The following is a 26583-nucleotide window of genomic DNA, read 5'->3' on the forward strand; positions in this document are numbered from 1 at the left end:
CTTAATCATGATGCTTCCTTTTTATTTGATTTTGTTGCTAACCTACTAAACACTTATTACCATACCCATATCCATTGTCTACACCCTATTACAAAATAACGTTATCTGGTTTATAAGTCGGCACCACCCTCTTTACCAACTCACAGATATCCTGTCTATTCCTATAACTAACCGTTGCCAGCCCCTCCAAGTCTCCTAAAAACTTCTCCGTATCAAACGGAATCGGACTCCCAATATGTATCAACTTATTCGGCGTAGTCTTCATCCCCTCCTCCGCCATAAGTTTCTCCTCGTAAAGCTTCTCCCCAGGCCTCAACCCAGTATACACAACCGATATATCCACATCCGGCTTATACCCCGACAACTTTATCAAATTCCGTGCCAACGTATCAATCTTCACCGGCGCCCCCATATCCAGCACAAATATCTCTCCACCTTTCGCATACGTTCCCGCTTGCAACACGAGACTCACTGCTTCAGGTATCGTCATAAAGTACCGAATGATATCCGGATGTGTAACCGTAACCGGCCCGCCAGCCTCAATTTGTTTCTTAAAAAGCGGAATCACAGACCCATTACTCCCTAAAACATTACCAAATCGAACCGCCACAAAATCGGTAGGCTTTCTCTGGCCCTCTTCACAATCCGCACCCTTTTCCCTGGTAGCCGCAGCCACTTCATAATCTGCACCTTCATCATGCCCATTCAAGTCCGGCAAAATAATCGGCCCGCCCTGTTTACTCAGCCTATCCATAGTCTGAATCACCATCTCACAAAGCCTCTTACTTGCCCCCATAATATTCGTAGGATTAACTGCCTTATCCGTACTGATCAGCACAAATTTCTCGCACCCACTCTGCAGTGCCGCGCTGGCAGTCTTATACGTCCCCAAAACATTATTCTTTATGGCCTCACAAGGACTAGTCTCCATCAAAGGCACATGTTTATGTGCCGCCGCATGATAAACCACATCCGGCCTATACTCAGCAAACACACTGTTAATCCTTCTGCTATCCCTCACCGATCCAATCAATACAACCAAATCCAACTTAGGATATTTCCGCCTCAACTCCTGCTCAATGTCATAAGCATTATTCTCATATATGTCAAATATGATCAACCGTTTCGGACCATGCGCCGCAATCTGCCGACATAACTCACTACCAATAGAACCACCTCCACCCGTAACAAGAATCGTCTTATTCCGCAGCGCATTAAAAATTTCCTCCATATTGACCTTAATGGGATCTCTTCCCAGCAGATCCTCCACAGCCACACTCTTCATCTTACTGATCGCCACTTCCCCATTCACCAACTGATAAATCCCGGGAAGTATCTTCAGTTCACATCCAGTCTCCTTGCAGATATTCAATATATCCCTTTTCTCCTCAGCCGAAGCACTGGGAATCGCAAGCAAAATCTGGTCAATCTTATATTTCTCTGCACTCAGCAGAATATCATCCCTATTTCCAACAATAGGAATCCCTTCTATGTAACGTCCCATCTTATTAGGATTATCATCAATAATACAGCAAACCTTCGCCTTAACCTCACTGGCCCTATTCAGGTCTCTGATTATAATCTGCCCCGCAGCACCTGCCCCAATCAACATAACTCGATGAAGAACCGCATCCTCTTCACTCTGTTTATTCCTATTACGCTCCAACAGAATAAACCGATAAGAAAACCGAACCGCAACCGTAAACACAAACTGCAGCATAATCCCAAACAAATAATAAGAAATCGGCATTCTTTTCACAAACAAAGTAATCCCAATTATCTGAAACAACCCAGTCACAACATTCGCCGCCCCAATCCGGAACAACTCACTAAAACTGGCAAACCGCCAAACACTCTTATACAGCCTCAACACCCAATAAACAGCAATGCTAAACACCGTGTACCAAGGCGCAAACTTCAAAAATGCCCCCAGATAAACATCCGGAATCAAAGAATACCGACAGTCAAACCTAACCCATAAAGCCAGCATAAACGCCGCGTTTACAGCCACAACATCATAAAGCATCAGCCAAAGCGCAATCGCCTGCCAATGTTCCATAACCTTTCTCTTCTTACCAGCCTTCTGTATCAACTCTTCCTGAACCCTGTCTCTTTCCTCATTCGTCTGTGCCGCTTTCCATCTTCTCTCTTCCTCACCGGTCATACCGGAGCCATGTTCCATGCTCTCGTCATATCCAGCATCCTCTCTGCCACGAATAAACGCCTCCTGCTCATTATCCTCTCTCTTCCTGTCTCCGGAATTGATCTTCGCCAAAGCAAACACCATCACGAACAGGAACAGTACAAGCAGAAGCAGCAGCACAATGATTATCTGCCACATAATATCTCCCCTCGTATTTCCAAATCTTTTTATCTCTTTATTTTTTATTTATTATTACTTTGAATATTCTCTGCCCACAAAAGACAATTCTTCGCCGACCCCGTAAAGGAGCCGACCGGCGATATTCAACCGGAAACCATGCGTCACTGGCGCACAGCCTCTTGCCAGTTTCCCGGCATCTATATAAGAGTGATATTCACACTTATGTCTAAATTATTTGTCTGACTCATTTCCTCTTCCGCTCAAAATCCTTCAGGCATTTCACCCCAAGATTCCTCGCGCTGTTTAGGAACCGGCTGCCCTGATGCCCATTCTCACACTCAAACATAGTCCCATTTTTCTTGATCTTCCCGCCGCAGACAAAACACTTACTGCTTGTCCCTTCCGCACTAAGCTCCAGAACCACAATTCCGGCGCCCCATGCCTTATATTTCAGAAATTCTCTTATCCTGCTTCCCAAATACAATGGCGAATACATTCCTGAACGATACTGGACAACTTTCGTAAACTCCTTATCATAAGACGGAAATACGATCACACTGGCCTCTTCCCTCACACAGAAATCCACAATTTCCCTGCTCACCTGATGCGCATAATGCTCAGACAGGTTTCTTAACCGCAGATAATATTTGTGATTCGCATGAGGAGCATTATCTTTGTCCGTGTAAACTCTGGATTTCTCGATTTTCTCCAAAAGGACCTTACATTTGCTTCTGTACGCATCCCCGCCTCTGCAGGAATACACAGCCTTTTGTTTCCCATCCCCATCCAGCACACAGCACATAGCAAAAATGTCCGTATTCGTAAATTGTACGCTGCAGACATTTTCTTTTTCCTTCATCCGCTCTTTTGCGTTCCTGGCATCCTCTGTCTGCTGTTTTACAGGCACATGCAGCCAAAATCCCTTCTCCCTAAAAACTACCGTAGGAGAAAGCACCATACCTTCCTCAGGTACCAACTGCCCCTTTAACCTGCAGTCCATCCAGTTCCACCTGTTTCCATCCCATACTTTCAGAGAAATCTTATTATCCCTAAAATCCTTATACATCCCCTTAAAGTAGGTAACCGATGCATCAATGGTGTCCGGTATGGTATAGACCAGATCATCACCTGAATTCTTATACTTTTCCGTATAACTTTTTAAACTGGCAGAAGCTTTATTAATAGCCGAACGCCTGAAATATACCGGAACCCTGTCAAACGGCAGCGGCCTCTCGGGCACTCTCCCGTCCCTCCCCGGAATGGTTAAGCGTTCCAGCGCGCCCTGCATCTGAAGGAGATTCAATTCCCATATTTCCTCATGGTCCAGAAGCAGACGAAAATAAAAGTCCAGCACCTGTCTGTAATATTTCTCTGTTTCTGTCAGCCATTCCGGGTGAGAACAGCGAAGTTTGTATTTAATTGTCTTAATACTGTATCCTGTTTTCATTCACTTATTCCAATAAATGGGACATATTTTTTTAGAAATGCGACATCAAAAGACAGGAAATAGTATTAACAAAAATAATTTTCCGGTCTTTAGTCAAAACTAAGTTTAACGCTAAAAGCCTCTAAAGTCAATATGCCAAAAAATAATGGCAATTTTTTGGCTATTTTTAGTATATTCGGAACCACTGGAAAACTTTACCGGATATAAAATGAAAACCGTGATATTTTGGCACCATTAATAGAAAATCATTAATGGTCAGAAAAGTGGTCTGAATTTGTACAATAAATTCATAATTTTTAGGAGGTCAATATGTCCAGAAAAGGTGAAAATATCAGAAAAAGGAAAGATGGACGTTGGGAAGCACGATATATCAAAGGGCGTGATATGGACGGTAAGATCCGTTACGGTTATCTGTACGGCAGGTCCTACACGGAAGTAAAAGATAAAAAAAACAAGATCATATCCGAAAATCCTAATTTTTATCTGTATGGCAGGCAGTCCTCTACACCGCCCCATAATGACCAGATCTGTACCGTAAGCATACAGTGGAAAGCCCATATCCGCTATACCGTGAAAGAAAGCACGTATTCCAACTATGAGGAAATTCTTGACAACCATATTCTGCCCCTCCTGGGCCAAATGCAGGTTAAAAAGTTTACAAACCACACCCTCACAGGTTTTGTGCAAAAGGAGCTGGAGCAGGGAATGGCCTTCGGAAGTATCCATGTGATCCTAAGTGTGCTCAAAAACATTCTCCGGTATGCTCAGGAATTCGGTTACTTCCCGGCTGAGCCGCTTAAATTCCCCCGTATCCCCTCAAGCAGCAGTGATATACAGATTATGAGCGGTGAGGATTACAAGAAACTCGATTCCTACCTGTTCAACAATATGGATCCCTTTTCTTTTGGTATCCTCTTATGCATGTACACCGGAATCCGTGTAGGCGAACTGAGCGGCCTGAAATGGGAAGACATTGATTTTGCCCAGTGCAAAATTCAAATACGCCGTACTGTGACACGTGTAAAAAACCCGAATATGCTCATAACAGACGGAAAAAGTCAATGCTCCCGCACACATTTGAATATCGGCACTCCCAAAACACCAACATCCATACGTTCCATTCCTCTGCCTGACAGACTTCTGGCACTGGCTGCGCCTTTAAAGACGGACAGCAGCTATTTTGTCCTAACCGGAACAGAAAAATGCATGGAGCCAAGGACAATACAACGCAGATACGCCGCTCTTTTAAAAAAATGCCGGATCCCTCACATAAAAATCCACGCACTCCGCCACCAGTTCTCATGCCGCTGGATAGAACAGGGTTTTGACACAAAATCCCTGTCCGAAATCCTGGGCCACACTTCTGTAAAGACAACGCTTGACTTATATGTGCATATACAGCCGGATACCAAGCGCAGGTATATGAACCAGCTCACAATACTATGAATCGGAATTATGAATGGTCACCAAAATGGTCAGAAGCTGCCGGACGCGCCTTCTGACCTGTCTTTTTTATCTCCTGTCGCATTTCTAAAATAATATGGTTAAAGATATACCATCCCCCAAAGCCTGCACAGAGGCATACCTTCTGCCATTATCCGCCTTCCTCCATATTCATACATCTTCCCCAAAAAGATGTTTCTTACACAAAATATCCCTAAAAACTTTCTATAAATCCATAAATCAAATCCATAAATCAAAACAGGTATCTCCTTGCCAAATCCTCGCACGGAAATTTGAGCACTTACACCCATCTTCCTCTTACACACAATACACATCCCTCCCGGAAAGCTTTTTTGTCACACAAAGAAGTTGGGCGAGATTTTCCACATAACAAAAAAGGCCCCGCACCACACGGACCCCCTCTATCTCTTTATCATCCCATCACAAAAGTGAAAACCCCCGCCGTATCATTCACCGGCAGGGGTTTCCACTTTTATGATTATTCTCATTATCAAACTCAGTATCTCAAAATTCAAACATTTTGTCAATCAGTTACAGGGAAAATCCTTCAACATCTCCACCACTTTCTCAAATTCCATAAAGTGCGAAGCCTTCACCAAAATGGTATCCCCATCCCGGATCATCTCCGGCAGAGCCTCCAGCAGGCTTTCCTTTTCCGCAAAATGTACAATATCTTTTGTAGGTGCTGCCAGCCTGGCTGCCTCAGCCATATCCCCTGCCAGTTCACCCACGCAGATGATCTTATCAATATCTCTGGCAGCGGCATACACCCCAACTTCCCGGTGCATCTCCACTTCCTCTTTTCCAAGCTCACCCATATCACCCAATATGGCAACTCTTCTACCCAGCGCATCCTGCAGCACATCCAGAGACGCTTTCATAGAAACCGGATTGGCATTATAACAGTCATCCACGATCGTCCTGTTCCCTGTCTCTATAATATGGAAGCGTCCGCTCAAAGACTGGAGACTTTCAATCCCTTTCTTTATCTCCTCCATATTCATCCCATAGGTAAGGCCAACAGCCGTTCCTGCCAGCGCATTATACACCATATGCCGTCCAGGTATGGGAATCAGTACCTTAAAGCTCTCTTCTCCCGCATGAATCCGGCAGGAAATGCCTTTCAGCCCCTTACTCTCAATCTCATCCGCCCACACTCCCTGATGGTTATCAACTCCAAAGAACAACGGCTTGATCCCTTTCACATCCCTGACCGTGATCAGCTTATCGTCATCCCCGTTCAGGATCACATGTCCGTCACTTTCCAGGAAATCAAATATCTCTGTCTTTGCCTTCAAGATCCCGTCACGGGATTTCAGAAATTCCAGATGGCAAAGTCCGATATTCGTGATCACACAGGTATCCGGCCGCGCGATCTTAGCCAGTCTGTGCATCTCACCGAAATCACTGATGCCCATTTCCAGCACCGCGATCTCGTGATCCGGGCGCAGCCCAAATACAGTCAGCGGAACTCCCAGTTCATTGTTGAAATTCCCTTTTGTCTTCAGCACATTGTATTTTTCTTCCAGCACCGCGGCGATCATTTCTTTGGTACTGGTCTTACCGACACTGCCGGTAATTCCCACTACCGGGATGGACAATTGCTTCAGATAAAACTCCGCAATATCCTTCACAGCCTGCAGCGAAGAATTCACCTTTATATAAGGAAAGCTTTTTTCACCCAGCTCCCTTTCTGTGAGGGTACACAGTGCCCCTTTTTCCATCACACCGTCAATAAAATCATGGGCATCTACCCTGGCACCTTTAATAGGAACAAACAGAAAACCTTCCTCCACCTTTCTGCTGTCCGTGACTATTCCCTGTACTTCCTGTTCCTTCTTCTCCGGGCTGCCCACATAGACACCGCCGCAGACTTTTGCTATATTTTCCAACGTAAGATTTTTCATGGCACACCTCTGATCCGTTATATTTTCCGTAACAGTTCAGACAGATGAACTGTTACATGCATCCAGCCATTAAGGATCGCTTTGCGATGGGCTGGATGCCGACTGCCGCCACGCATTCATATGGCCAGCGCAGTGCATGCGCAGACCCGTCTGAACTGTTAGATTGTTCCGGCTATTTATATTTTTTCAAGGAAACCTCAATCAGTTTCTCGCACAGTTCCGGGTAATCCATGCCCAATACCTTTGCCTCCTGGGGAATCAGGCTGGTAGGTGTCATCCCCGGCAGCGTATTGGCTTCCAGACAGTACATATTTCCTTCTTTGTCCAAAATGAAGTCCAGTCTTGCATATGCCTGCAGGGCCAGTGCCTTATATCCAAGCTCGGCGTATTTCTGCATCTCCCTGGTCAGTGTTTCGGGCAGTTCTGCAGGACATGTCTCAATGGTGGAACCTGCCTCGTATTTGTTCTTATAATCGTAGAATCCCTGAAGCGGCGCAATCTCAATAACCGGATATGCCTTGCCGTCCACTACGGCTACAGAGAACTCACGCCCCTCAATGAACTGTTCCACAACCGCTTCGTTTTCATAGGAAAAGGATTCCTCAAGGGCTGCCTCATACTCTTCCTGGTTCTTAGCAATACACACGCCCACACTGGAACCGCCGCAGCAAGGTTTGACGATAACCGGGAAATCCATATCATAGTCAGCCAGTTCACTGCTGCATTTTCCCTTCTGCAGGGTCACACCCTTGGGTGTGGGTACTCCTTTTGCTTCAAATACCATTTTTGTGATGCCTTTATCCATCGCCATCCCGCTGCTCAGCGGCCCGGAACCGGTGTATGGAATGCCCATCAGGTCAAATACGGACTGAACCTTGCCGTCCTCTCCATTGGAGCCGTGCAGAGCCAGGAAAACCATATCTGCGGCCTTGCAGATATCCAGTACATTCGGTCCGAAGAATTCTTTCCTGCTCTTCATGGTTTCTTCCAGTTCCCTGCTTTTTGCCTGCATATAAGCAGTCTCTGCATCTATATCATAGGTAAGGGGAAACATCTCCTCACCCCACTCCTCTTTTCCAAAATACGCGTCCACCAATACTGCCTTATGATTTCTCTTGCGCAAAGCTGTGCAGATCCCCTGTCCGGACACAATGGAAACTTCCCTCTCCGTACTGCTGCCGCCTGCTAAAACTACTATATTCATGCTCTTTCTCCCTTTTCACAGCCATTTGGTTTCATTAACCTGTTCTTTTTATACTAATCAATTTAAACTTTTTTGTCAACGCTGTTGCTGTCTCACAACATAATCTGCAATAAAAAAGACACCTCAGGTTCAGATTTTTTCCTTCTATCCTGACCTCCCGGGCTCCGTCTCTGCAGCAAAAATAAAATTTGAAGCAGCTCCTCATCGTCAAAATAACTGTCATACCGCAAATCTTTCCAGCACTTTTATCTATATTTTCCATCTTTATGACATATATCTTCAACACAAAATACAATTTGACATGCAAACAGCATAAAAAATCATATGTTCTGTGCACATTTTACAGTAAAATTATCACATTCCAACAAGTCAGGCGCTGGTTGGACGAGATTCCGAATGGGCACTCCATCTTACCCTTTTATGCGTTCTTTGTATCAGACAGAACAAGCGTCCCGGAGGAGGCGCGGAACACCTTGGGGCTGATGCCTATTTTCTGCTTAAATGCCTTGGAAAATACCAGTGCGTCTTTATATCCCACCATTTCCGCGATCTGCTTGACCGGCAGTGTTGTGTCCTGAAGAAGCAGGGATGCTTTATTCATACGGACACCCAGCAGATATTCATAGGGCGAAACGTGAAGGATCTGCTTGAATATCTTAGTCAGATAGCTGCGGGTAATGCCGATATAACTGCACATGTCATTGACCTTTATATCTTTGTGATAATTCTGTTCAATGTAGGCAACCGCATAGTCCACATACTCCTGCTGGTGATATTCTGTGAAAGGCTCCCGTGAGACGTGCGTACTTTGATACTCACGGATAATATTTGCCAGAAACAGGGTAAGCTGGCTCTGGCGCACCAGATCATTGGCGTAAGTAAGCTGATGGGCCGCCAACATGGCATCCACACAGGCGGTAAGTTTCTCCTCCTGTTCAAAGCGGACCACCCGCTGACTGTCAGAAAACCCGGCGTGTTCCAGGCACTCATATGCCCGGATACCGTCAAATGCCACCCAGACATAGGACCAGGGCGTTTCCATATCTGCCCTGTATACAGTGGTCTCCTCCGGCATAATGAGAAAGGCATCATGAGCGCTAAGCTCTCTGGTGTTTCCATTTGCTGTAAAGGTGCCTTTTCCGCTTACTACATAATGCAGAAGATATTCCTTCCGGGCAGCAGGGCCGTAAGTATGCCCTGCCTCGCAGATTTCCCTGCCGCAGTAAGCCAGATAAAGCTCCACAGAGTTTTTTCTGAGAAATTCCAGGCATTGATACTTGGGGGATTCCGTGTATTTCACCTCGGTGTCCTTATGTACGCTGTCCATTTTGAATCTCCTCCTTTTCACCCTCATCCATAAAATCAGCTATAAGTATTATAGCATTATGCTCATCCGGTGAAAAGGAAAATGTAATACCAACGGATGTGCCGAACATCTATAACAAGGAAGGAGCATATGTATGAAAAGAAACAAGAAGATCCGCAAGTCCCTGTCACTGCTCATGGCTCTGGCCCTGACCGCAGGAAATCTATCTCCTGCCACAGTCAAGGCAGAACCCGTAATCGTGGATAAGAACATCCTGGAAGGACTGGTTCCCACCACAAATGCTGCCGGAGGCATTGCCAATCCCGAGGCTGCAACAGACGGTATCAAGACCGACAGCAATGTAGACATGAACAATACCCGCATCGACGCCGGGGAAGAAATCGGTGGGGATGACAATGGCTACTCCCAGTGGAACCAGGTGTATCTGCAGTATGATTTTGGTGATGTCTACAGTGTAAAGGCCGTGGATATATACCGCAACACCTATGATATCGCAGTCTCCACCTTCAAGGACGTTAAAGTGGAACTGTCGTCTACGGAAGATTTCTCTGAAAGTGTTGTCCTTTACGGTGATCCTGACGGCGAAGATATAGTGGAAACCGTAGACACCAAAGGCACCTCCCAGTACCTGGAAGCAGAGGACACAGTGGATGCCCGCTACCTTCGTGTATGGGGAAAAGGGCATTACATTGAAAATACGGTAGGTACCTGGAATGGCTACAGCAACGGCGTCCTTTTCAATGAGATCGAAGTCATTGCCTCTGTTGAGGAGGGATCTACAGACCCCGGCGGTGATGAGGAGATGGTGGACGCCAACATCATGACAGGTCTTCTCCCCACCTCCAACTCTCCGCACCAGATTGTAAGCGGTGACGCCACCGTGCCCCAGGTTCAGATCAAGAATCCGGAAGCTGCCACAGATGGTGTCAGATCCGGCAGTGACGATGACTCCAACAACACCAAAATAATCGCCGGAGAAGAAATCGGAGGCGATGACAACGGCTATTCCGGCTGGGACCATGTATATCTGCAGTATGATTTCGGCAAGCTCCGCGACGTAAAAGAGATCGACCTGTACCGGAACACTTATCCCAACGCAGTGTCCACCTTCAAAGATGTGAAAGTGGAACTGTCCGCAGATGAGGATTTCTCAGAGAGCACCATCGTATACGATACTGCCGATTATGAGGAGACCACCGACAATAAAGGACAGCCCCAGACCCTTGTCCTGGAGGAGCCCGTAGCTGCCCAGTACATCAGGATCTGGGAGAGAGGCCACTACATCCAGAACACCAACAGCGCCTGGAAAGGTTACAGCAACGGTATCCTCTTTAATGAGATTGAAGTAATTGCCAGCATTCCAAAATCAGAGGTTCCCGCTCCGCCGCCGGAGGAGGAGTCACAGAATATTGCCCTTGGAAAGATCCCATACGTGCGCGGTCTGACCCCTACCAATATTGAGGCTATCACAGACGGCAATGTTGACGACAACTATGCGGTGCACAACAGCACCGGAGAGCGCTGGCTCCAGTTTGAATACAAGAATAATTACCAGATGAAAGAAATCTGCTTCAAGCTCGAGGAAGGCACATACCAGTCCGTAAAGGTCTCTGTGTCCTCTTCCCCCACCAATGCGGGACAGACTGTTTTCCAGCAGAATAACTGGACACAGGGCGCTGACATGCAGACAATAACCCTTGACCAGCCTATTACCGGAAGATACGTGCGCTTTACTGTAAACAAAGATAACAACAGTCCCACCAAATATTCAGAGGTGGAGATCTGGGCCACAGGCAAATCTTACGACGAGTCCAAGCCTGAATATGTGGCACCGGATTCCAAATATGACACCCTGGTGTGGGCAGATGAGTTTGACGGAGACAGCATTGATGAGACAAAATGGAATATCATTGACGGTATGGCAAACCACGCAGCCATCTACAACAGAGGCGCAGTCAGCATCGTGAAGGATGGAGAGGAAAGCTATCTTTCCATCAACTCCAAAAACTACGGCTCCACAGATTCCCTTATTGATGCGGTAGGCTGGGATCAGTACGGTTCACAGCAGTTGGCCTCCAAGGTCACATGGTCATCCGGCCGTCTGGAATCCAAGAATAAGTACTCCTTCCAGTTCGGACGCATGGCAGTCCGCGCAAAACCCAACGATTCCCAGGGTATCTGGCCGGCGATCTGGATGCTGTGCCAGGATGAGACCGGACATGATGAGATCGACGTGTTGGAATATCTCGGTCAGGATTCCTGGTCAGCCTGGACCACCAACCATTTCGGTATCCTGAGCTACAATAAAGGTTCACACGGTATTGCCACCAACAATTATGAGGCATGGTGCCAGGACTTCCATGTATTTGAAGTAGAATGGGATCCCGAGGCTATCACCTTCTTTATCGACGGCAATCAGGTACACAAGACCAGTCAGGCCAGGGATGACGGCAGAGACGGCATGCACACCCGCCCCATGTTCCCAATCCTGGAAACACAGGTGGGCGACGGCTGGGTCGGCGATGTGGACTACAGCAAACAGAACACAAAACAGGACAGTGATTTCCTGGTTGACTGGGTACGTGTATACCAGTCAGAAGATCAGGCAGTTACCCGTTTTGACGACCTGACTGAAATTTCAAGCGGAACCAATAACGATTACTTTATCAGTGCATCCTCCGCAACAGACGGCCTTATGGCGCTCACAAACGGAGAGGAGCCTTATGAGGACAAGGATAACTTCTATTACGGCGGCCAGCCCAGATATGAGGACAGCAGAATCGCAGTAAAAGAAAACGCTGAGGACCAGTCCCTTGTATACAAGATCCCGGGCGTAAAGGATGTACATCTGACCGCCTATTATCAGACACTCAGTGACGCGGCCCAGTGGGACGGCGGCGCAGGTTCCTACAAGGGCGCATCCATCAGGACCACGCTGAAGGATAACGCAAATATTGATTTCCAGGTATTCTCCTCAACCGACGGAAAAGACTGGACAAAGTTTGAAAATATTAAGACTGTGGATAATTTCCCTGAGGCATATCCAAGCTATGCCAGGATCACATTTGACGCTTACGGACTTCCGGAAGGAACAAATTATGTGAAAGTTGCGTTCCCGGACTATAAAGGTGTCAGCTACGCTCTTAGATCAGGGGAAGTGAAAGAGGTTCAGAACACAGATATCCAGCTTGCAAAAGTGACCTTCCTTCAGGATCAGCAGGAAACTGCGGATAAATCCCAACTGGAAGCAGTCATGGCAGAAGCGGATGCTTTGAACGCCGAAGATTATACGGCTGAGAGCTGGAAGGTATTGAGTGATGCCCTGGATGCTGGAGCGGCTGTCATGAATGATGAGACAGCCATTGCACAGGAGATCGCGGATGCTGCCACAGCCATCCGAAATGCTATCGACAGCCTGGAGGAAGCACCGGAAGCAGACAAAACGGCGCTTAAATCCGCACTCGATAAAGCTGCAAAGCTCATCGAAAGCGATTATACCGCAGCCTCATGGAAGACTCTGACAGAGGCAGTCAGTGCAGGCCAAAAGGTATTTGATGACAAAAAAGCTTCTGACAGTGATATCAAAAAAGCTGCAGAGGATATTCAAAAGGCAATAGACGGACTGAAAAAGATAACAAAAACAAATAAAACAGCATTAAAAAATGCGCTTGACAAAGCATCTAAACTGAAACAAAACGACTATACCGCATCCTCATGGAAGAACCTCACCAAAGCAGTAGACGCAGGTAAAAAAGTGCTGGACAATAAAAATGCTTCCCAGAAGGATATTGACAAAGCAGCCGAAAGCATCACAAAAGCTGTCTCTGACCTGAAAAAGGAAATAAAAGGCACATGGAAGAAAAATGCCAAGGGCTGGTGGTATGATTACGGCAACGGAAAGTGGCCGGCAGGAAAATGGGAGCTTATCGAAGGGAAATGGTATGCGTTTGACGCCGACGGCTATATGCGCACCGGATGGTTCCGGGACGGAAATACCTGGTATTACCTCACCGGTTCAGGCGCTATGGCTACCGGTTGGCTCAAAGACGGAGGAAACTGGTATTATCTCAGAGAAAACGGCAGCATGGCTACCGGTTGGATGAATGTTGGTGGTACCTGGTATTATCTCTCCGGTTCAGGCGCAATGCTCACCGGATGGATAAAGCTTGGCCAAACCTGGTATTACCTGAACGCTTCAGGCGCTATGGCTACCGGATGGATCAAACCGGGCAGTGACTGGTATTACATGACCTCCTCAGGCGCCATGGCTACCGGATGGATCAAACCGGACAATAGCTGGTATTATCTGAACGCTTCAGGCACTATGGCTACCGGATGGCTTCACCTGAACAATAACTGGTATTACCTCAATGCATCAGGCCGCATGGCTACCGGATGGATCCGGCTGGGAAGCAGTTGGTACTACCTGACAAACTCAGGTTCTATGGCTACCGGATGGCTGAAAGACGGCGACAACTGGTATTACCTCAATGCATCAGGCCGCATGGCTACTGGCTGGCTCAGACTGGGAAATAGCTGGTACTACCTGACTAACTCCGGCGCTATGGCTACCGGATGGATAAAAGACAGTGGCAAATGGTATTATCTCACCGCCTCAGGCGCCATGGCTACAGGCTGGATCAAAGACAGCGGCAAATGGTATTACCTGACTGCTTCAGGCGCTATGACCCAAAACACATGGATTGACAATTACTATGTCAACGCAAGCGGTGCCTGGACACAAACCCGTTAATTTATTTCAGACAGCACACACTCACTATAGAAAAGGGGCCGGTATCCACAAAATGCCGGCCCCACAAATTTATGAAACATATTAACATATTTTCATGAAAAAAGACGAACTATTGGCCTTCTGCCAACCGTTCGTCTTTTTTCTTCTATCCATTCATTTTTTCTTCTATCCATTCAGCAGGTCTATACCTTCTGAATGCCTTATTCCTGCCAACATCAGTACACCACTACCGGCACACCTTTTTCTATATTATTATAAATCTTCTCCGCATTGGCCGGAGGCGTATTCACACAGCCGTGGGAACCGTTGTTGATGTACTCCGAACCTCCGAAGCTTTCCCTCCAGTCTGCATCGTGGATGCCTGTATTCGCATAGAACGGCATCCAATACTGAACCGGTGAGGAATAATTCTCACCAACCAGTGTGGCATTTCTCTCTTTATACATAATGCCGTAGATTCCCGTGTGGGTATCCCAACCCTGGTTATGGTTGCCTGTTACAACATCCGTACTCACCAGAAGCTGTCCGTCCTTGTAGAACCACATGTGCTGCGCCTGCAGACTGATCTCCACATAGGTATTTCCAATATCATTGGTATCCCGCACATAGCCCCTGTAGGTGTACTCAGGCTCCATGGTCTGGGACTGGCCGCTCTTTATGGCCTCCACCAGCTTTGTGGTAGTGTCATTTCTGGCTATCAGCCATCCGTAATCTCCTCCGCTGACTGTAATTGTCTCTCCATTGGAGGTAACAAACTGGCGGGGATAACCAAAGGTATCATATTTCTTAGCCATTTCCACCACGTACTCTTTTGCTTTCTCCTCGTCCAGGACCACGTCCCCGTTCTCATCTGTGGTAAGCCAGTTCTTGATAACATCCTTGTTCACCACTTCCTGCCTGTCCGAAAAGTCAAAGGTGACGGTTACACCCAGAAATACATTGCTCTGGTCACGCTGCTTGATCAGATCCTCATCCGTGCTGTATACTGCGGGCTTCAGATAACACTCTTCCGCTTCCAGATCCAGCTCCGTTTTTCCCTCATCAATGGCCTTCAGGATCTGTTCTTTTACCTTGTCCTTATCCAGGGCATTTCCCATAACCTCCGGCACGATCTCGTATCCGGTGTCTGTGTCGCCCAGATAAGCATCCGCAGGCTGTGTTATATTTGCTTCCTGGAACGCATCCAGGGCATCTATAGCAGTATACAGCATGTCTTTGTCATAGTTGGTCGTGGCTGACATATCGTAGTCATTCTGATGCGCAAATGACAGGAACCAGAGAAACGGATTCTGCTTGTCCTTCAGCTCCTGGATCTTGCCGTCATCCACATACTGCATATTTATCTGTGAAGCCACTATAGATTCCGTCTTACCGTCCCGCTCCTTCAAATGCAGCGTGTAGGACGCAATCTCATCCACTATGTTGTCTTCCACATCCTCCACGCTCTTGCCGGAGGCATTCATTCCGTTGATCTGGGAACCCAGATAGAAATGTTTGGTAAAATATACGACACCGGCTATGTACCCAAGCACCATCAGCGCTATATACCCGATCAAAATACCCAGTACGATCTTCTTTGCCTTCGTATACTTTCCTGTCTTCCCTTTCTTTTTTTTCATAACCTCTACCCCTTATGTTATAACTTTGTTTGACCGTAACGATCCGGTCGTCTGTATCGCTGCGTGTATCCTCCCATTATAGATTGCTTTGCAATGGGGCAAATACCTGCTGCCGCTGCTCTTTTGCACGTTCAGCGCAGTAGGTGCGCAGACCTGACCGAGCAGTTACACTTATCCTTCGTTTTCTATTCTATTTCATTTTGATTGTCGAAGTAAAGTGTTTTATGCAAAATTCATTAAAATATCACATTTCTGTAAATTATCCGATAATTATCCGATAATTCCGTAACCAAATAGAAATAAGGTGTTATACAATAAGGCAGACCTTCTGCTTTTCTGCAAAAGTTCTGCCTTGTTATCTCACTTATGTGGTTTCCCGCTGCTATTTGGCAGGTCTGCACCTTTAACGTGCATCACTCTGCCAGAAGCTTATCGATACTAACCAATTTCACGCTGAGTACAAAAATCTCGGTTGCAAGCTGCAGTTCCTCCGGTGTGGGGAAGCTGGGAGCAATACGGATGTTGCTGTCATGAGGATCAATACCATATGGGAAGGTAGCGCCCGCCTCTGTCATCTTCACGCCGGCTTCCGCTGCCTTGGCAACAATATCCTTTGCACAGCCTTCCATGGAGTCAAAGGAAATGAAATATCCGCCCTTCGGTGTGGTCCATGTTCCAATCCCTGCTCCGCCGATCTCTTTTTCCAGTGTATTCTCCACTGCCTCAAATTTCGGACGAAGGATCTCTGCATGTTTTCTCATATGCTCATGCATACCTTCGATATCCTTGAAGAAACGCACATGCCTTAACTGGTTGATCTTGTCATGACCAATGGTCTGGATCGCCATATGTTTCCTGAAGTCAGCCAGGTTTCTGGGTGAGGACGCAACAGCGGCGATACCGGAACCCGGGAAGCTGACTTTTGAAGTGGAGATGAATTTGTAAGCCAGATCCGGATTGCCCGCTTTTTCACATTCCTCCAGAATCTCCAGCAGGAAATCCTGTTCCTCATATAAATGATGGATGCAGTATGCATTATCCCAGAAAATACGGAAATCCTCTGCCGCCGGTTTCAGTCTGGCAAAGCGTTTCACAGTCTCCTCAGAGTAGGTGATGCCCTGTGGGTTGGAGTATTTCGGAACACACCACACGCCCTTGACTGCCGGATCGGAGCTTACCAGCTCTTCTATCATATCCATGTCCGGGCCTGCAGGAGTCATGGGTACAGTGATCATCTCAATACCAAAGTATTCGGTGATCTTAAAGTGACGGTCATATCCCGGTGACGGGCACAGGAATTTTACTTTATCTAATTTACACCAGGGAGTGCTGCCGCAGACACCATGTGTCATGGAACGTGAAACTGTGTCAAACATCACGTTCAGGCTGGAGTTGCCGAAGATCACGATCTGGTCTGCGGAAACCTCGGTCATGGCTCCCAGAAGTCTTCTTGCTTCAGGAATACCGTCCAGCAGGCCATAGTTACGGCAGTCAATACCTGTTTCACATTTCAGTTTGTCAGTGCTTTTTAACTCTTCCAGCATATCCATTGCCAGCTCAAGCTGCTTCTTGGATGGCTTACCTCTGGACATATCCAGATTCAGTCCCTTTGCTTTTACTTCCTCAAATTGTTTTTCCAAATCGGCTTTCATAGCCTGCAGCTGCTCTCTGCTCAGTTCTTTGTACGGCGTCATGGCTCTCCTCCTGGTGATCTTCATAATTTGTAACTGTTTTATTCCTTCGCGGGCAACGATTCCGTCGGGCTGCGAAGACTTACTGCCACGGTATAGCATCCCGTGCAGCTTCTTAACAATTATGCTTCGTTATGTGGTATTGTATGATAGAATATGACTTTATGTCAATACCCTCTTGCATTTTTGGTAATTTTTTCCCCTTTTTACCGGGTTTATAGCTTTTTATATGCAATTTAACAAATGAAATCCTGCATTTTCTTTACTGTTTTTTTCTGTTCCCGCTGATAAGCCTCGGAAGCAGCAGAATCTCATGCATAAGAAGCGGAATTGCGGAAATCCCCAGCAGCCAGCGCCATTCTCCAAAGGACAGCTGCACCGTCTGAAATGCCCGGACAAAATACGGCACCTCCGTGACCATAACCTGAAGGGCCAGCCCCAGGAAAAACGCCAGTATCATAAACGGGTTATCCAGATGGTTCATACGGAGTACCGACTTATCCCTGTCCCGCATTCCAATGGCGTGGAAAAGCTGCGACACACCCAGCACGGTAAAGGCATAGGTCTGGCCTCCTTTGTGAAAGGCATAGAGCGTGATGGCACTGATCAGCATTCCGTAAAATACGGTGAACAGCCACCCTCCGTGGGCGAACAGCCCTTCATTGGGATCCCTGGGCTTTTTCCTCATGAGGGATGCCGGGTCATTTTTGTCCACGCCCAGGGCCAGGGCAGGCAGGGAATCTGTGATCAGGTTTACCCACAGGATATGGCTTGCCTTCAAAGGCGTTTCCAGGGAAAGCAAAACAGCCACGAACATGGTAATGATCTCACCGAAATTGGAGGACAGCAGGAACAGGATGGATTTCTTGATGTTCACGTAAATGCCTCTGCCCTCTTCCATGGCCTTCTCAATGGTGGAAAAGTTGTCATCGGTCAGCACCATATCCGCAGCATTCTTTGCCACATCCGTTCCGTTTTTTCCCATGGCGATCCCAATGTCGGCGGCCTGCAGGGAGGGTGCGTCGTTGACTCCGTCCCCGGTCATGGCTACAATCTGTCCGTTTTTCCGGAAACGGCTGACAATCTTTACTTTATGTGCAGGGGTGACACGGGCGAATACCCGCAGGTCTTTCATCTTCTTTGCAAAACGCTCCTCGCTCATGTTGTCCAGCTCTGCGCCGGTGACGCACTGGTCCATGGAGTCCGCTATGCCAATCTTTTTTGCAACAGCCAACGCTGTGTCTTTGTAATCCCCCGTGATCATAGCCACCTGTACCCCTGCCTTTTTCAGGGTGCGGATAGACTGAGTGACTTCTTTTCTGGGCGGGTCCATCATGCCTGCCATTCCTGCAAACACCAGATTGCCTGTGAGGGCAGACTCGCTTTTGTCTTTTACGTGTTCCTTAAATGCCAGAGCCAGCACACGAAGTCCGTCCTGGGCCATTGCCTCCATTGCCATGCGGATCTTCATGCGCTGCACTTCCGTCATAGGGACCGCATTTCCACGGATTGATACAAAAGCGCAGCGCTCCAGCAGATAATCACAGGCTCCTTTCACGTAGACGGTTTCGTTGCCGCCGTCCTTGTGTACGGTTGCCATGTATTTCCGTTCGGAATCAAAGGGGATTTCATGGGTACGTGGATATTGTTCCTTTAATTTCTCCCGGTTATACCCCATTTCCTCTCCCATGTGGAGAAGTGCAAGCTCTGTGGAGTCACCGATCTCCTGTTTTCCCAGCATACTGTTGTTGCACAGGAGAAACCCTTCCATCAGACGGGGAAATTCCCTGCGGCGGATTTTTGACAGCGGAAGCTTGCGGTCATCACCGTAAATCTCCACCACCTTCATCTTGTTTTCCGTCAGGGTGCCTGTTTTGTCGGAGCAGATGATGCCCACAGACCCGAGGGTTTCCACTGCGGGAAGCTTCCTTATAATGGTGTTGACTTTAACCATGCGGGCAACACCCAGGGCAAGGACAATGGTCACCACTGCAGGCAGGCCTTCGGGTATGGCCGCTACTGCCAGAGAAATGGCAACCAGAAGCATCTGCAGAATGTTGCGGTGCTGGACAACACCCAGAAGGAAAAGGGCTGCGCAGAGGACTACAGCTACCACGCTCAATATTTTTCCAAGGTCGCCCAAACGTCTCTGCAGGGGTGTCAGCTCTGTGGGGGTGTCGTTGATCATTCCGGCTATCTTGCCAAGCTCTGTCTCCATGCCGGTGGCTACCACGATTCCCTCGGCGCTTCCCTTCATGGCTTCGGTTGACATAAATGCGATGTTTTTCCATTCTGCCATAGGGATCCCCTGGGGCAGCACAGTGTCTGTCTTCCGGACAGGCATGGATTCGCCGGTGAGGGCGGACTCATTGGTCTGGAAGCCTTGTACTCTTATCAGGCGGATATCTGCCGGTACCTGGTCCCCTGCCTCGATCTTGACCAGGTCTCCGGGAACTACGCCGGAGGCGGGGATCTTCTTGTAGATACCGTCACGTTTGACTACTGCGGACGGGGCAGTCATTTTCTTTAAGGCATCCATGGCTTTTTTGGCTCTGCCCTCCTGGATGACGCCTACGGTGGTGTTCAGGGCTATGACAACAAAAATGATGGCGGTATCGCTGAACTGGCGCAGAAGCATGGAGATTGCCGCGGCCATGAACAGGATGAAGATCATAGGGTCGTTGAGCTGTTCCATGACCATGTCCAGGATTGTCTGGTCTTTGCCTTTTTTTAGTATGTTTTCTCCGGTTTTACGGAGTCTTTCGGCGGCCTCGGCGGAGGGGAGACCGGTGGATTGGCGGGTGTGGAAGGTTTCTTCTAATTGGGGGGTTGTGAATGCTTCGTACATGGCTTCACCTCCTTGGATAATGTATGCTTGACTTTTGGGGGTTAGAATAGGTATAGTTATATGGGACGGGAGCTTGTACGCGGGAGGGGCGGGGATGGTGTTTGCTCTCGTATGAAGCCGATTTCTACACTTTGCGGAGATTGTGCGCCTGAATCGGACTCAAGAGTCCGCCTCAGGCGCACAATCTCCGCAAAGTGTAGCCTCGGAATACATACAGCGACACAAACACCATCCCCGCCCCTCCCGCGTACAAACTCCCTGGCTACGATAAACTGTAGTGGGTAAAAGATTTTAAAAGCGGATGGCTGTACTGGATGTGTTTGAAAATTGCTTCGGCAAGCTGTGCGTTACAGTTTATGCTTATTGAACTCTGCTCAATATGATGTGGGAAATTTGACTCCGATGAGAGAGGCGCAGCGGGCTGTGTTGCCGGACACTGGGAACAAAAAACTTATAGGATTAAGTGTGATTGAATAAGAAATTAAGGATTGAGAGGAATTAAATGTATGTGGATTGCTGATGGGTGGAAGGATTATGAGATTATTGATACCTCTGACGGGGAGAAATTGGAGCGGTGGGGGGATTATTTGTTGGTTCGGCCGGATCCGCAGGTGATTTGGGATACGCCCAGGAAAAATGCCGGGTGGAGGAAGATGAACGGGCATTATCACAGGAGTACGAAGGGGGGAGGGGAATGGGAGTTTTTTGATCTGCCCAAGCAGTGGTGTATCCGGTATGGGAAGCTTACGTTTAACCTGAAACCTTTTAGTTTTAAGCATACCGGGCTTTTTCCGGAGCAGGCGGTGAACTGGGATTGGTTTTCGGATAAGATCAAAGGGGCCGGAAGGCCGGTTAAGGTTCTGAATCTGTTTGCTTATACGGGCGGGGCTACTTTGGCAGCTGCGGCTGCGGGAGCGGCGGTCACGCATGTGGATGCTTCTAAGGGGATGGTTTCCTGGGCTAAGGAGAATGCTGTGTCCTCAGGACTGGGGGAGGCACCAATCCGGTGGCTGGTGGATGACTGTGTGAAGTTTGTGGAACGGGAGATCCGCAGGGGGAATCATTATGATGCCATTATTATGGACCCGCCTTCTTATGGCAGGGGGCCTAAAGGTGAGATCTGGAAGATTGAAGAAGCGATCCATCCGCTGATCAAACTGTGTGCAAAGCTTCTCAGTGATAAACCGCTTTTCTTTCTGGTGAATTCTTATACCACCGGGCTTGCGCCGGCCGTGCTGACTTATATGCTGGCTACAGAGCTGAAGGACCTTCATGGAAAGGTGGATTCCCAGGAAATCGGGCTGCCCGTAAGGGAAAGCGGACTTGTGCTGCCCTGTGGTGCTTCCGGCCGCTGGGAATGTGATGATAAGTAAAGGGCTATGAAATGAATTTTAGGCCCTGGGCAAGGAAGTCTGTGACTTTATGGCCCCGCAGAAGATATTCATCACCCGCATTTTCTATGTGCCCGTAAAATTCGTTAAACTGGTCTATGAGTTTTTTTGAGAAAAAACGGTAGTAGCTGGATGTTCCTTTCTGAACAGACATGGCAAATACGGTATCACGGCAGAAGTAAATGGTGCTCTGCAGGTCGTGGTATCCTATGTATGGGTTGTTGTTTTCCAGAAGGAGTATACGGATACTGCTGTTTTTTTCTAATTCTTCTATGAGATGGCTGATGTGGCGCATCCTCCAAGCTCTGTCCACCTCCACTTCTTTTCCGAATATATTGATCTTCCCATCAAAGATGTAATCCATAAGTGTGGATTTGTATATGACCGCTGTAACCGGAGCCTGGAAGGAGTTCCGGTTCATATTGTACTGCAAAATGGCGCTTTCCCGGTCCGGTGTGTATCTCTGACACAGGTCCCAGAGCATGTCATCCGGCAGATGGATGATGTGCATGGACCTCAGAAGGTAACGGTACTCGTTCTGCATCATATAGTCAAAGATATATTTTTCCCTGTACATTTTGCTCACGGAGTATTCTTCCACCAGCGCTTTCTGAACAAGAAGGCAGGCGGAGGCTGCGTCATAGTAGGCGTTGACAAGAGGACGGTTTTTTATGACTGTAGTGTATCTCTCTCTGGTAAAAGGCTCCTGGATCTCTGTGACTAAAAGACCGTCCTTTAATACCAGAACAGGAATGTCTGCAGCTGCGCCGGGCAGTTCATAAAAACAATATCTCACGGAAAAGATGGGAGTCAGATACATGGCTATGCAGCGGCAGTAGGCATCTGTCTGATCCCTGAATTTTTCCATGTCTATAAACTGATGGATTCTGACAGTGACTCCCTTTTGCTCCAGATCCTCCATTTTCTTGAAAAAATCATTGTCTTTTGTCACGTATTCCTGGAAGGGACAGGTGACAATAATGTCCACATCCTTTTCGGCCTGGGCACAGATTTCATAGATCATACTGCCCACAGCACCGGCTGCCACCTCTTTGTCCTGCCAAAGGGAATCGTAGGAGATTTTTTCCCGTACTTTCCTGATCTCTTCTTTTTGCTGTTTCTGCATGAGCAGTGACTGGAGAAAACATTTTTTCAGTGCCTTTTCTAAGTCATCCTCCATATTTTCCGGACCGACAGCCTCCTGTATGGCTTTTTTCCTGCCCTCGTCAGCACCGGACACAAAGAAATGAGCCATTTTTTCAGACAGCTCCTCTGCATTCCTGGAAGAAGGCAGCTTGGCGCCGCTTTGCCATTTGCTGATATATGATACATCATATCCCAGTCTGTCTGCCAGCACCTGTGGTTTCACACCGGTAATATGAATTAATCTCTGTAATAAAACGCTGAAATTCATGCTCTCACCCCGCTCTCGCACATAACGGTTCCTATAAATGAAAGTATAGCAAACATATCGGCTAAAAGCAATTTTACATGTGAATTTATTGACAATACTTGACTTATTTGAATTTTATCAAATTCAATCCTTTCATATTTCCTTCATTCACTGTCCTTTGCTTTCCCGGCCTGTCTGGGCTATGCTGGATTTACAGATAAATAGTAACGGTCCGGCAGCCTCACGGTTACAGGCAGACCCCCTTGCAGGCCTGCCTTTGGCGATGGGATCCTGGACGCACTGCGAACTCAAGGACTGGAGGAATTATAATGAAATTGACACAACCTGTTTCCATTGGAAACTTGAAGCTGAAAAACCGCATGGTCATGGCTCCCATGGGTGTTGACCTGGGGAATTATGATGAGCGCACCAGCGCTTATTTTCTGGCAAGGGCCAAAGGCGGGGTGGGCATGATCTTCTGCAATACGCTGGCCACCCCGGAGATCGAGGGCATGTGCCCTTCGTCCCTGCTGGACGCTGACAGCTTTCAGGATTTTAAAAACATGACAGAAAAGGCTCACAGCTATGACTGTAAAGTCTGTGTACAGATCCATCCCGGCAACGGCAGGATCACCACACCGCCTCCGGGAAGGAAAAAACCCATCGGTGCCTCAGCAGTGCCCTGGATGGACCCCAGAGTCATCTGTGAGGAGATCACCAGGGATGAGATCGGGATCATTGAGAATGGTTTCCGAAGAACTGCCCAATACGCCAAAAAGGCCAGCGCAGATGCCATTGAGATCCACGCCTACGGCGGGTATCTCACCGATCAGTTTCTGACCAAACGCTGGAATATCCGTACAGATGAGTACGGCGGGGACCTGACCGGGAGGATGCGTTTTCTCACGGATTTGATCAGGATCGTAAAAACAGACCTGGGGGAGGATTTCCCCTTGATCGTAAAATACACCCCATGCCATTATCTGCCGGAGGAAGAGGGATACCGTGGCATGGAGGAGGGCCTTGAGATAGCCAGGCGCCTGGAAGCCCTGGGCGTACATGCCCTCCACGTGGATGCCGGGTGTCATGACAACTGGTATATGGCAATGCCTCCTGTTTACCAGCAGGAGCAGGTAAAACAGCTGCGCAGTGCAAGGGCAGTCCGGAAAGTTGTGGGGATACCGGTCATCTCCCACGGACGGCTGGGTAATATTTCCAAGGCGGAATATGCTCTGAACCATGGAGATCTGGACATTGTGGCCATTGGCAGGGGCCTTCTGGCAGACCCGGAGCTGCCTAACAAGCTGACGGATCACGAGACAGAGAAAATCCGGCCCTGCATATCCTGTAATGAGGGCTGTATCGCCAGAGTGTGTGTTGGGCAGAGCGTACAGTGCGCTGTCAATCCCTGCGCAGGCCTGGAGGGGATCCATGACCTAAAGCCCGCCCTTAACCCCAAACGGGTACTGGTCGTAGGTGCCGGCCCGGCGGGATGTACAGCCGCCATCACGGCTGCCCAGGCCGGACATAAAGTAGAACTGTGGGAAAAGAGGGAACGTATCGGCGGCAATGTGCTGGCAGCCTCCCGCCCTAACTTTAAGGCCGATATGGCAAACCTGCTCTCCTACTATCAGAACGAGCTGACCCGGCTGCAGGTTCCGGTAAAATTCTGCATGGAGGCTGACAAAGAGGCCGTGGATGCTTTTAAGCCGGACGCTGTCATCTGGGCTGCTGGCAGCCGTCCCATTGTCCCCGGTTCTATTGAGGGGATCCACGGGGATAATGTCTGCACAGCCATCGATGCACTTTTAAACAATGCCCTTCTGGGGGAGAACATTGCCGTCATCGGCGGGGGCCTTGTGGGGCTGGAGACAGCCGTGGACCTGACCCAGAAAGGCAAAAAAGTGACTGTGGTGGAAATGGCACCCAAACTGCTGCCTGAACCGGTATTCATGCAGAATATGATGATGATCATGGACCTGATGCAGAAATATCAGGTGCCATCACAGGTCAGCACAAAACTGCTGAAAATAGAACCGGACGGGATTGTTGTCCAAAAGGAAAGCGGTGAGGAAAGGATCCCATGCGATACCGTGGTCCTTGCCATGGGCTTCCGGCCTGATGATTCCGTATATGAGGAAATTGCCAGGGACTACAAAACCATAAAAGCCGGGGATTGTGTATCCGCAAGAAAGGTTTTCAATGCTGTCCATGAAGCTTATGATGCGGTAAGCGAACTATAGATACATACAAAGACAAGGGAGGACTCCTATATCAGGAAATCCTCCCCTGTCTTTGTTCTTTAATCGCGCTCCTGGCTCCATTCCAGAAAATCACCGGTGGCCGCGTCTATCTCAAACTCATATTCTGTACCGTTATAATAGATATCGCCTTCATAGATCAGCTTGCCGTCATCATCATCCAGCTTTATGCGCAGATCCTTTTCCCCTGCCCCCGGAACCTTAGCAAGGGCTGCCGCGGATGCCTCCTCCTGGCTTACTGCCGGAGTCAGGCCGGATGCATTTTGTCCGCCTTGTTTAAAATCATCATCAATATCAAAATCCGAACTCAGAATGCTGCCTGTGGAAGCGTCAATTTCATAATCATATTCCTTATTTCCGGAATAAAATTCCACGTCATATACCTGGCGTCCGTCCTCATGGTCCCTTTTCACCCGGATCCCTGTGATCTCCTTCTCCGTCACTCCCGCATCAGCTAACGCTGCACTTCTGGCCTGCTCCTCGGAGACAGCAGACGTGGAATCCTGTCCTGCGGCGTTCTGCGCCGTACCTCCATTGCCGGCATCCTGACCCGCAGCATTCTGTGCTGCTCCTCCATTACCGGCATCCTGACCCGCAGCATTCTGCGCTCCTCCTCCATTACCGGAATCCTGACCCGCAGCATTCTGCGCTCCTCCTCCATTACCGGTATCCTGGCCTGCAGCATTCTGTTCGGTACTTCCGCTGCCTAGATCCTGCACGGCGCCGTTTTGTGCCTTGCTGCCGTTCCCACCATTCTGGTCTGTTCCTGTGCCTCCGCAGGCTGTCAGAAGCGCTGCAGAGATGGCTGCCGCCATAATAAATGCAAAATATTTTTTTCTCATAAGATAAACTCCTTCCATACATTTTCTATGTTACGCATATCCATCCGATGCCTTCATAATATACTGCAGCGGATACACGCAATACTTATTATTCTTTGTATACGGTAAGTTTA

Annotated in this window: 14 protein-coding genes; 4 read left to right on the plus strand and 10 right to left on the minus strand. The window is 48.2% G+C overall.

All coding sequences use genetic code 11. The features are described 5' to 3' along the window. Positions 1 to 88: 88 nt before the first annotated feature. Together CI595_RS16915 and CI595_RS16920 are read right to left on the minus strand one after the other, a co-directional pair. Positions 89 to 2059: a polysaccharide biosynthesis protein gene (locus CI595_RS16915; protein ID WP_408608205.1), complete on the minus strand. Its 1971-nt coding sequence runs from the start codon at positions 2057 to 2059 to the stop codon at positions 89 to 91. Positions 2060 to 2567: 508 nt separating this feature from the next. Beyond that, positions 2568 to 3770, minus strand: a complete 1203-nt coding sequence (locus CI595_RS16920) for a zinc ribbon domain-containing protein (RefSeq protein ID WP_095174821.1) — start codon at positions 3768 to 3770, stop codon at positions 2568 to 2570. Positions 3771 to 4079: 309 nt separating this feature from the next. On the opposite strand from CI595_RS16920, the gene CI595_RS16925 reads away from it, so the two are divergent. After that, positions 4080 to 5216 carry a tyrosine-type recombinase/integrase gene (locus CI595_RS16925; protein WP_095174822.1) on the plus strand — a complete coding sequence of 379 codons (1137 nt, stop codon included), beginning with the start codon at positions 4080 to 4082 and terminating at the stop codon, positions 5214 to 5216. A 545-nt stretch (positions 5217 to 5761) separates the two neighbouring features. Here the strand turns inward: CI595_RS16925 and CI595_RS16930 are convergent. The 3 genes from CI595_RS16930 to CI595_RS16945 all read right to left on the minus strand — a co-directional run bounded on the left by CI595_RS16930 (position 5762) and on the right by CI595_RS16945 (position 9672). Further along, positions 5762 to 7141: a UDP-N-acetylmuramoyl-tripeptide--D-alanyl-D-alanine ligase gene (locus tag CI595_RS16930; protein ID WP_095174823.1), complete on the minus strand. Its 1380-nt coding sequence runs from the start codon at positions 7139 to 7141 to the stop codon at positions 5762 to 5764. Between the two features lie 172 nt (positions 7142 to 7313). Next, positions 7314 to 8345 carry a D-alanine--D-alanine ligase family protein gene (locus CI595_RS16935; protein WP_095174824.1) on the minus strand — a complete coding sequence of 344 codons (1032 nt, stop codon included), beginning with the start codon at positions 8343 to 8345 and terminating at the stop codon, positions 7314 to 7316. 418 nt (positions 8346 to 8763) lie between these two features. Continuing rightward, entirely contained in the window at positions 8764 to 9672 is a 909-nt protein-coding gene (locus CI595_RS16945) for an AraC family transcriptional regulator (RefSeq protein WP_158661544.1), read from the minus strand. Between the two features lie 133 nt (positions 9673 to 9805). On the opposite strand from CI595_RS16945, the gene CI595_RS26665 reads away from it, so the two are divergent. After that, on the plus strand, positions 9806 to 14425 hold the full coding sequence (locus CI595_RS26665; protein WP_279233389.1) for a family 16 glycosylhydrolase: 4620 nt from the start codon (positions 9806 to 9808) through the stop codon (positions 14423 to 14425). A gap of 215 nt (positions 14426 to 14640) precedes the next feature. Here CI595_RS26665 and CI595_RS16965 read toward each other — a convergent pair whose 3' ends face one another. From CI595_RS16965 to CI595_RS16975, 3 genes are all read right to left on the minus strand, one after another. Next, positions 14641 to 16044, minus strand: a complete 1404-nt coding sequence (locus CI595_RS16965; RefSeq protein WP_095174827.1) for a L,D-transpeptidase family protein — start codon at positions 16042 to 16044, stop codon at positions 14641 to 14643. 413 nt (positions 16045 to 16457) lie between these two features. Continuing rightward, complete coding sequence (locus CI595_RS16970) at positions 16458 to 17738, minus strand: aspartate aminotransferase type Ic (protein WP_095174828.1); 1281 nt, start codon at positions 17736 to 17738, stop codon at positions 16458 to 16460. A gap of 259 nt (positions 17739 to 17997) precedes the next feature. Further along, complete coding sequence (locus CI595_RS16975; RefSeq protein WP_095174829.1) at positions 17998 to 20583, minus strand: cation-translocating P-type ATPase; 2586 nt, start codon at positions 20581 to 20583, stop codon at positions 17998 to 18000. Between the two features lie 506 nt (positions 20584 to 21089). On the opposite strand from CI595_RS16975, the gene CI595_RS16980 reads away from it, so the two are divergent. Then, positions 21090 to 21956, plus strand: coding sequence for a class I SAM-dependent methyltransferase (locus CI595_RS16980; protein WP_095174830.1), 867 nt, complete (start codon positions 21090 to 21092; stop codon positions 21954 to 21956). 4 nt (positions 21957 to 21960) lie between these two features. Here CI595_RS16980 and CI595_RS16985 read toward each other — a convergent pair whose 3' ends face one another. Then, on the minus strand, positions 21961 to 23388 hold the full coding sequence (locus tag CI595_RS16985) for a helix-turn-helix domain-containing protein (protein ID WP_095174831.1): 1428 nt from the start codon (positions 23386 to 23388) through the stop codon (positions 21961 to 21963). 308 nt (positions 23389 to 23696) lie between these two features. On the opposite strand from CI595_RS16985, the gene CI595_RS16990 reads away from it, so the two are divergent. After that, on the plus strand, positions 23697 to 25610 hold the full coding sequence (locus CI595_RS16990) for an NAD(P)/FAD-dependent oxidoreductase (protein ID WP_095174832.1): 1914 nt from the start codon (positions 23697 to 23699) through the stop codon (positions 25608 to 25610). A gap of 59 nt (positions 25611 to 25669) precedes the next feature. Here the strand turns inward: CI595_RS16990 and CI595_RS16995 are convergent, their stop codons facing one another. Continuing rightward, positions 25670 to 26470 (minus strand): PepSY domain-containing protein, encoded by an 801-nt coding sequence (locus CI595_RS16995; RefSeq protein ID WP_162291907.1) that lies wholly within the window; start codon positions 26468 to 26470, stop codon positions 25670 to 25672. Positions 26471 to 26583: the final 113 nt, after the last annotated feature.

This window comes from Blautia hominis, assembly GCA_002270465.1.
Taxonomy (GTDB): Bacteria; Bacillota; Clostridia; order Lachnospirales; family Lachnospiraceae; genus Blautia; species Blautia hominis.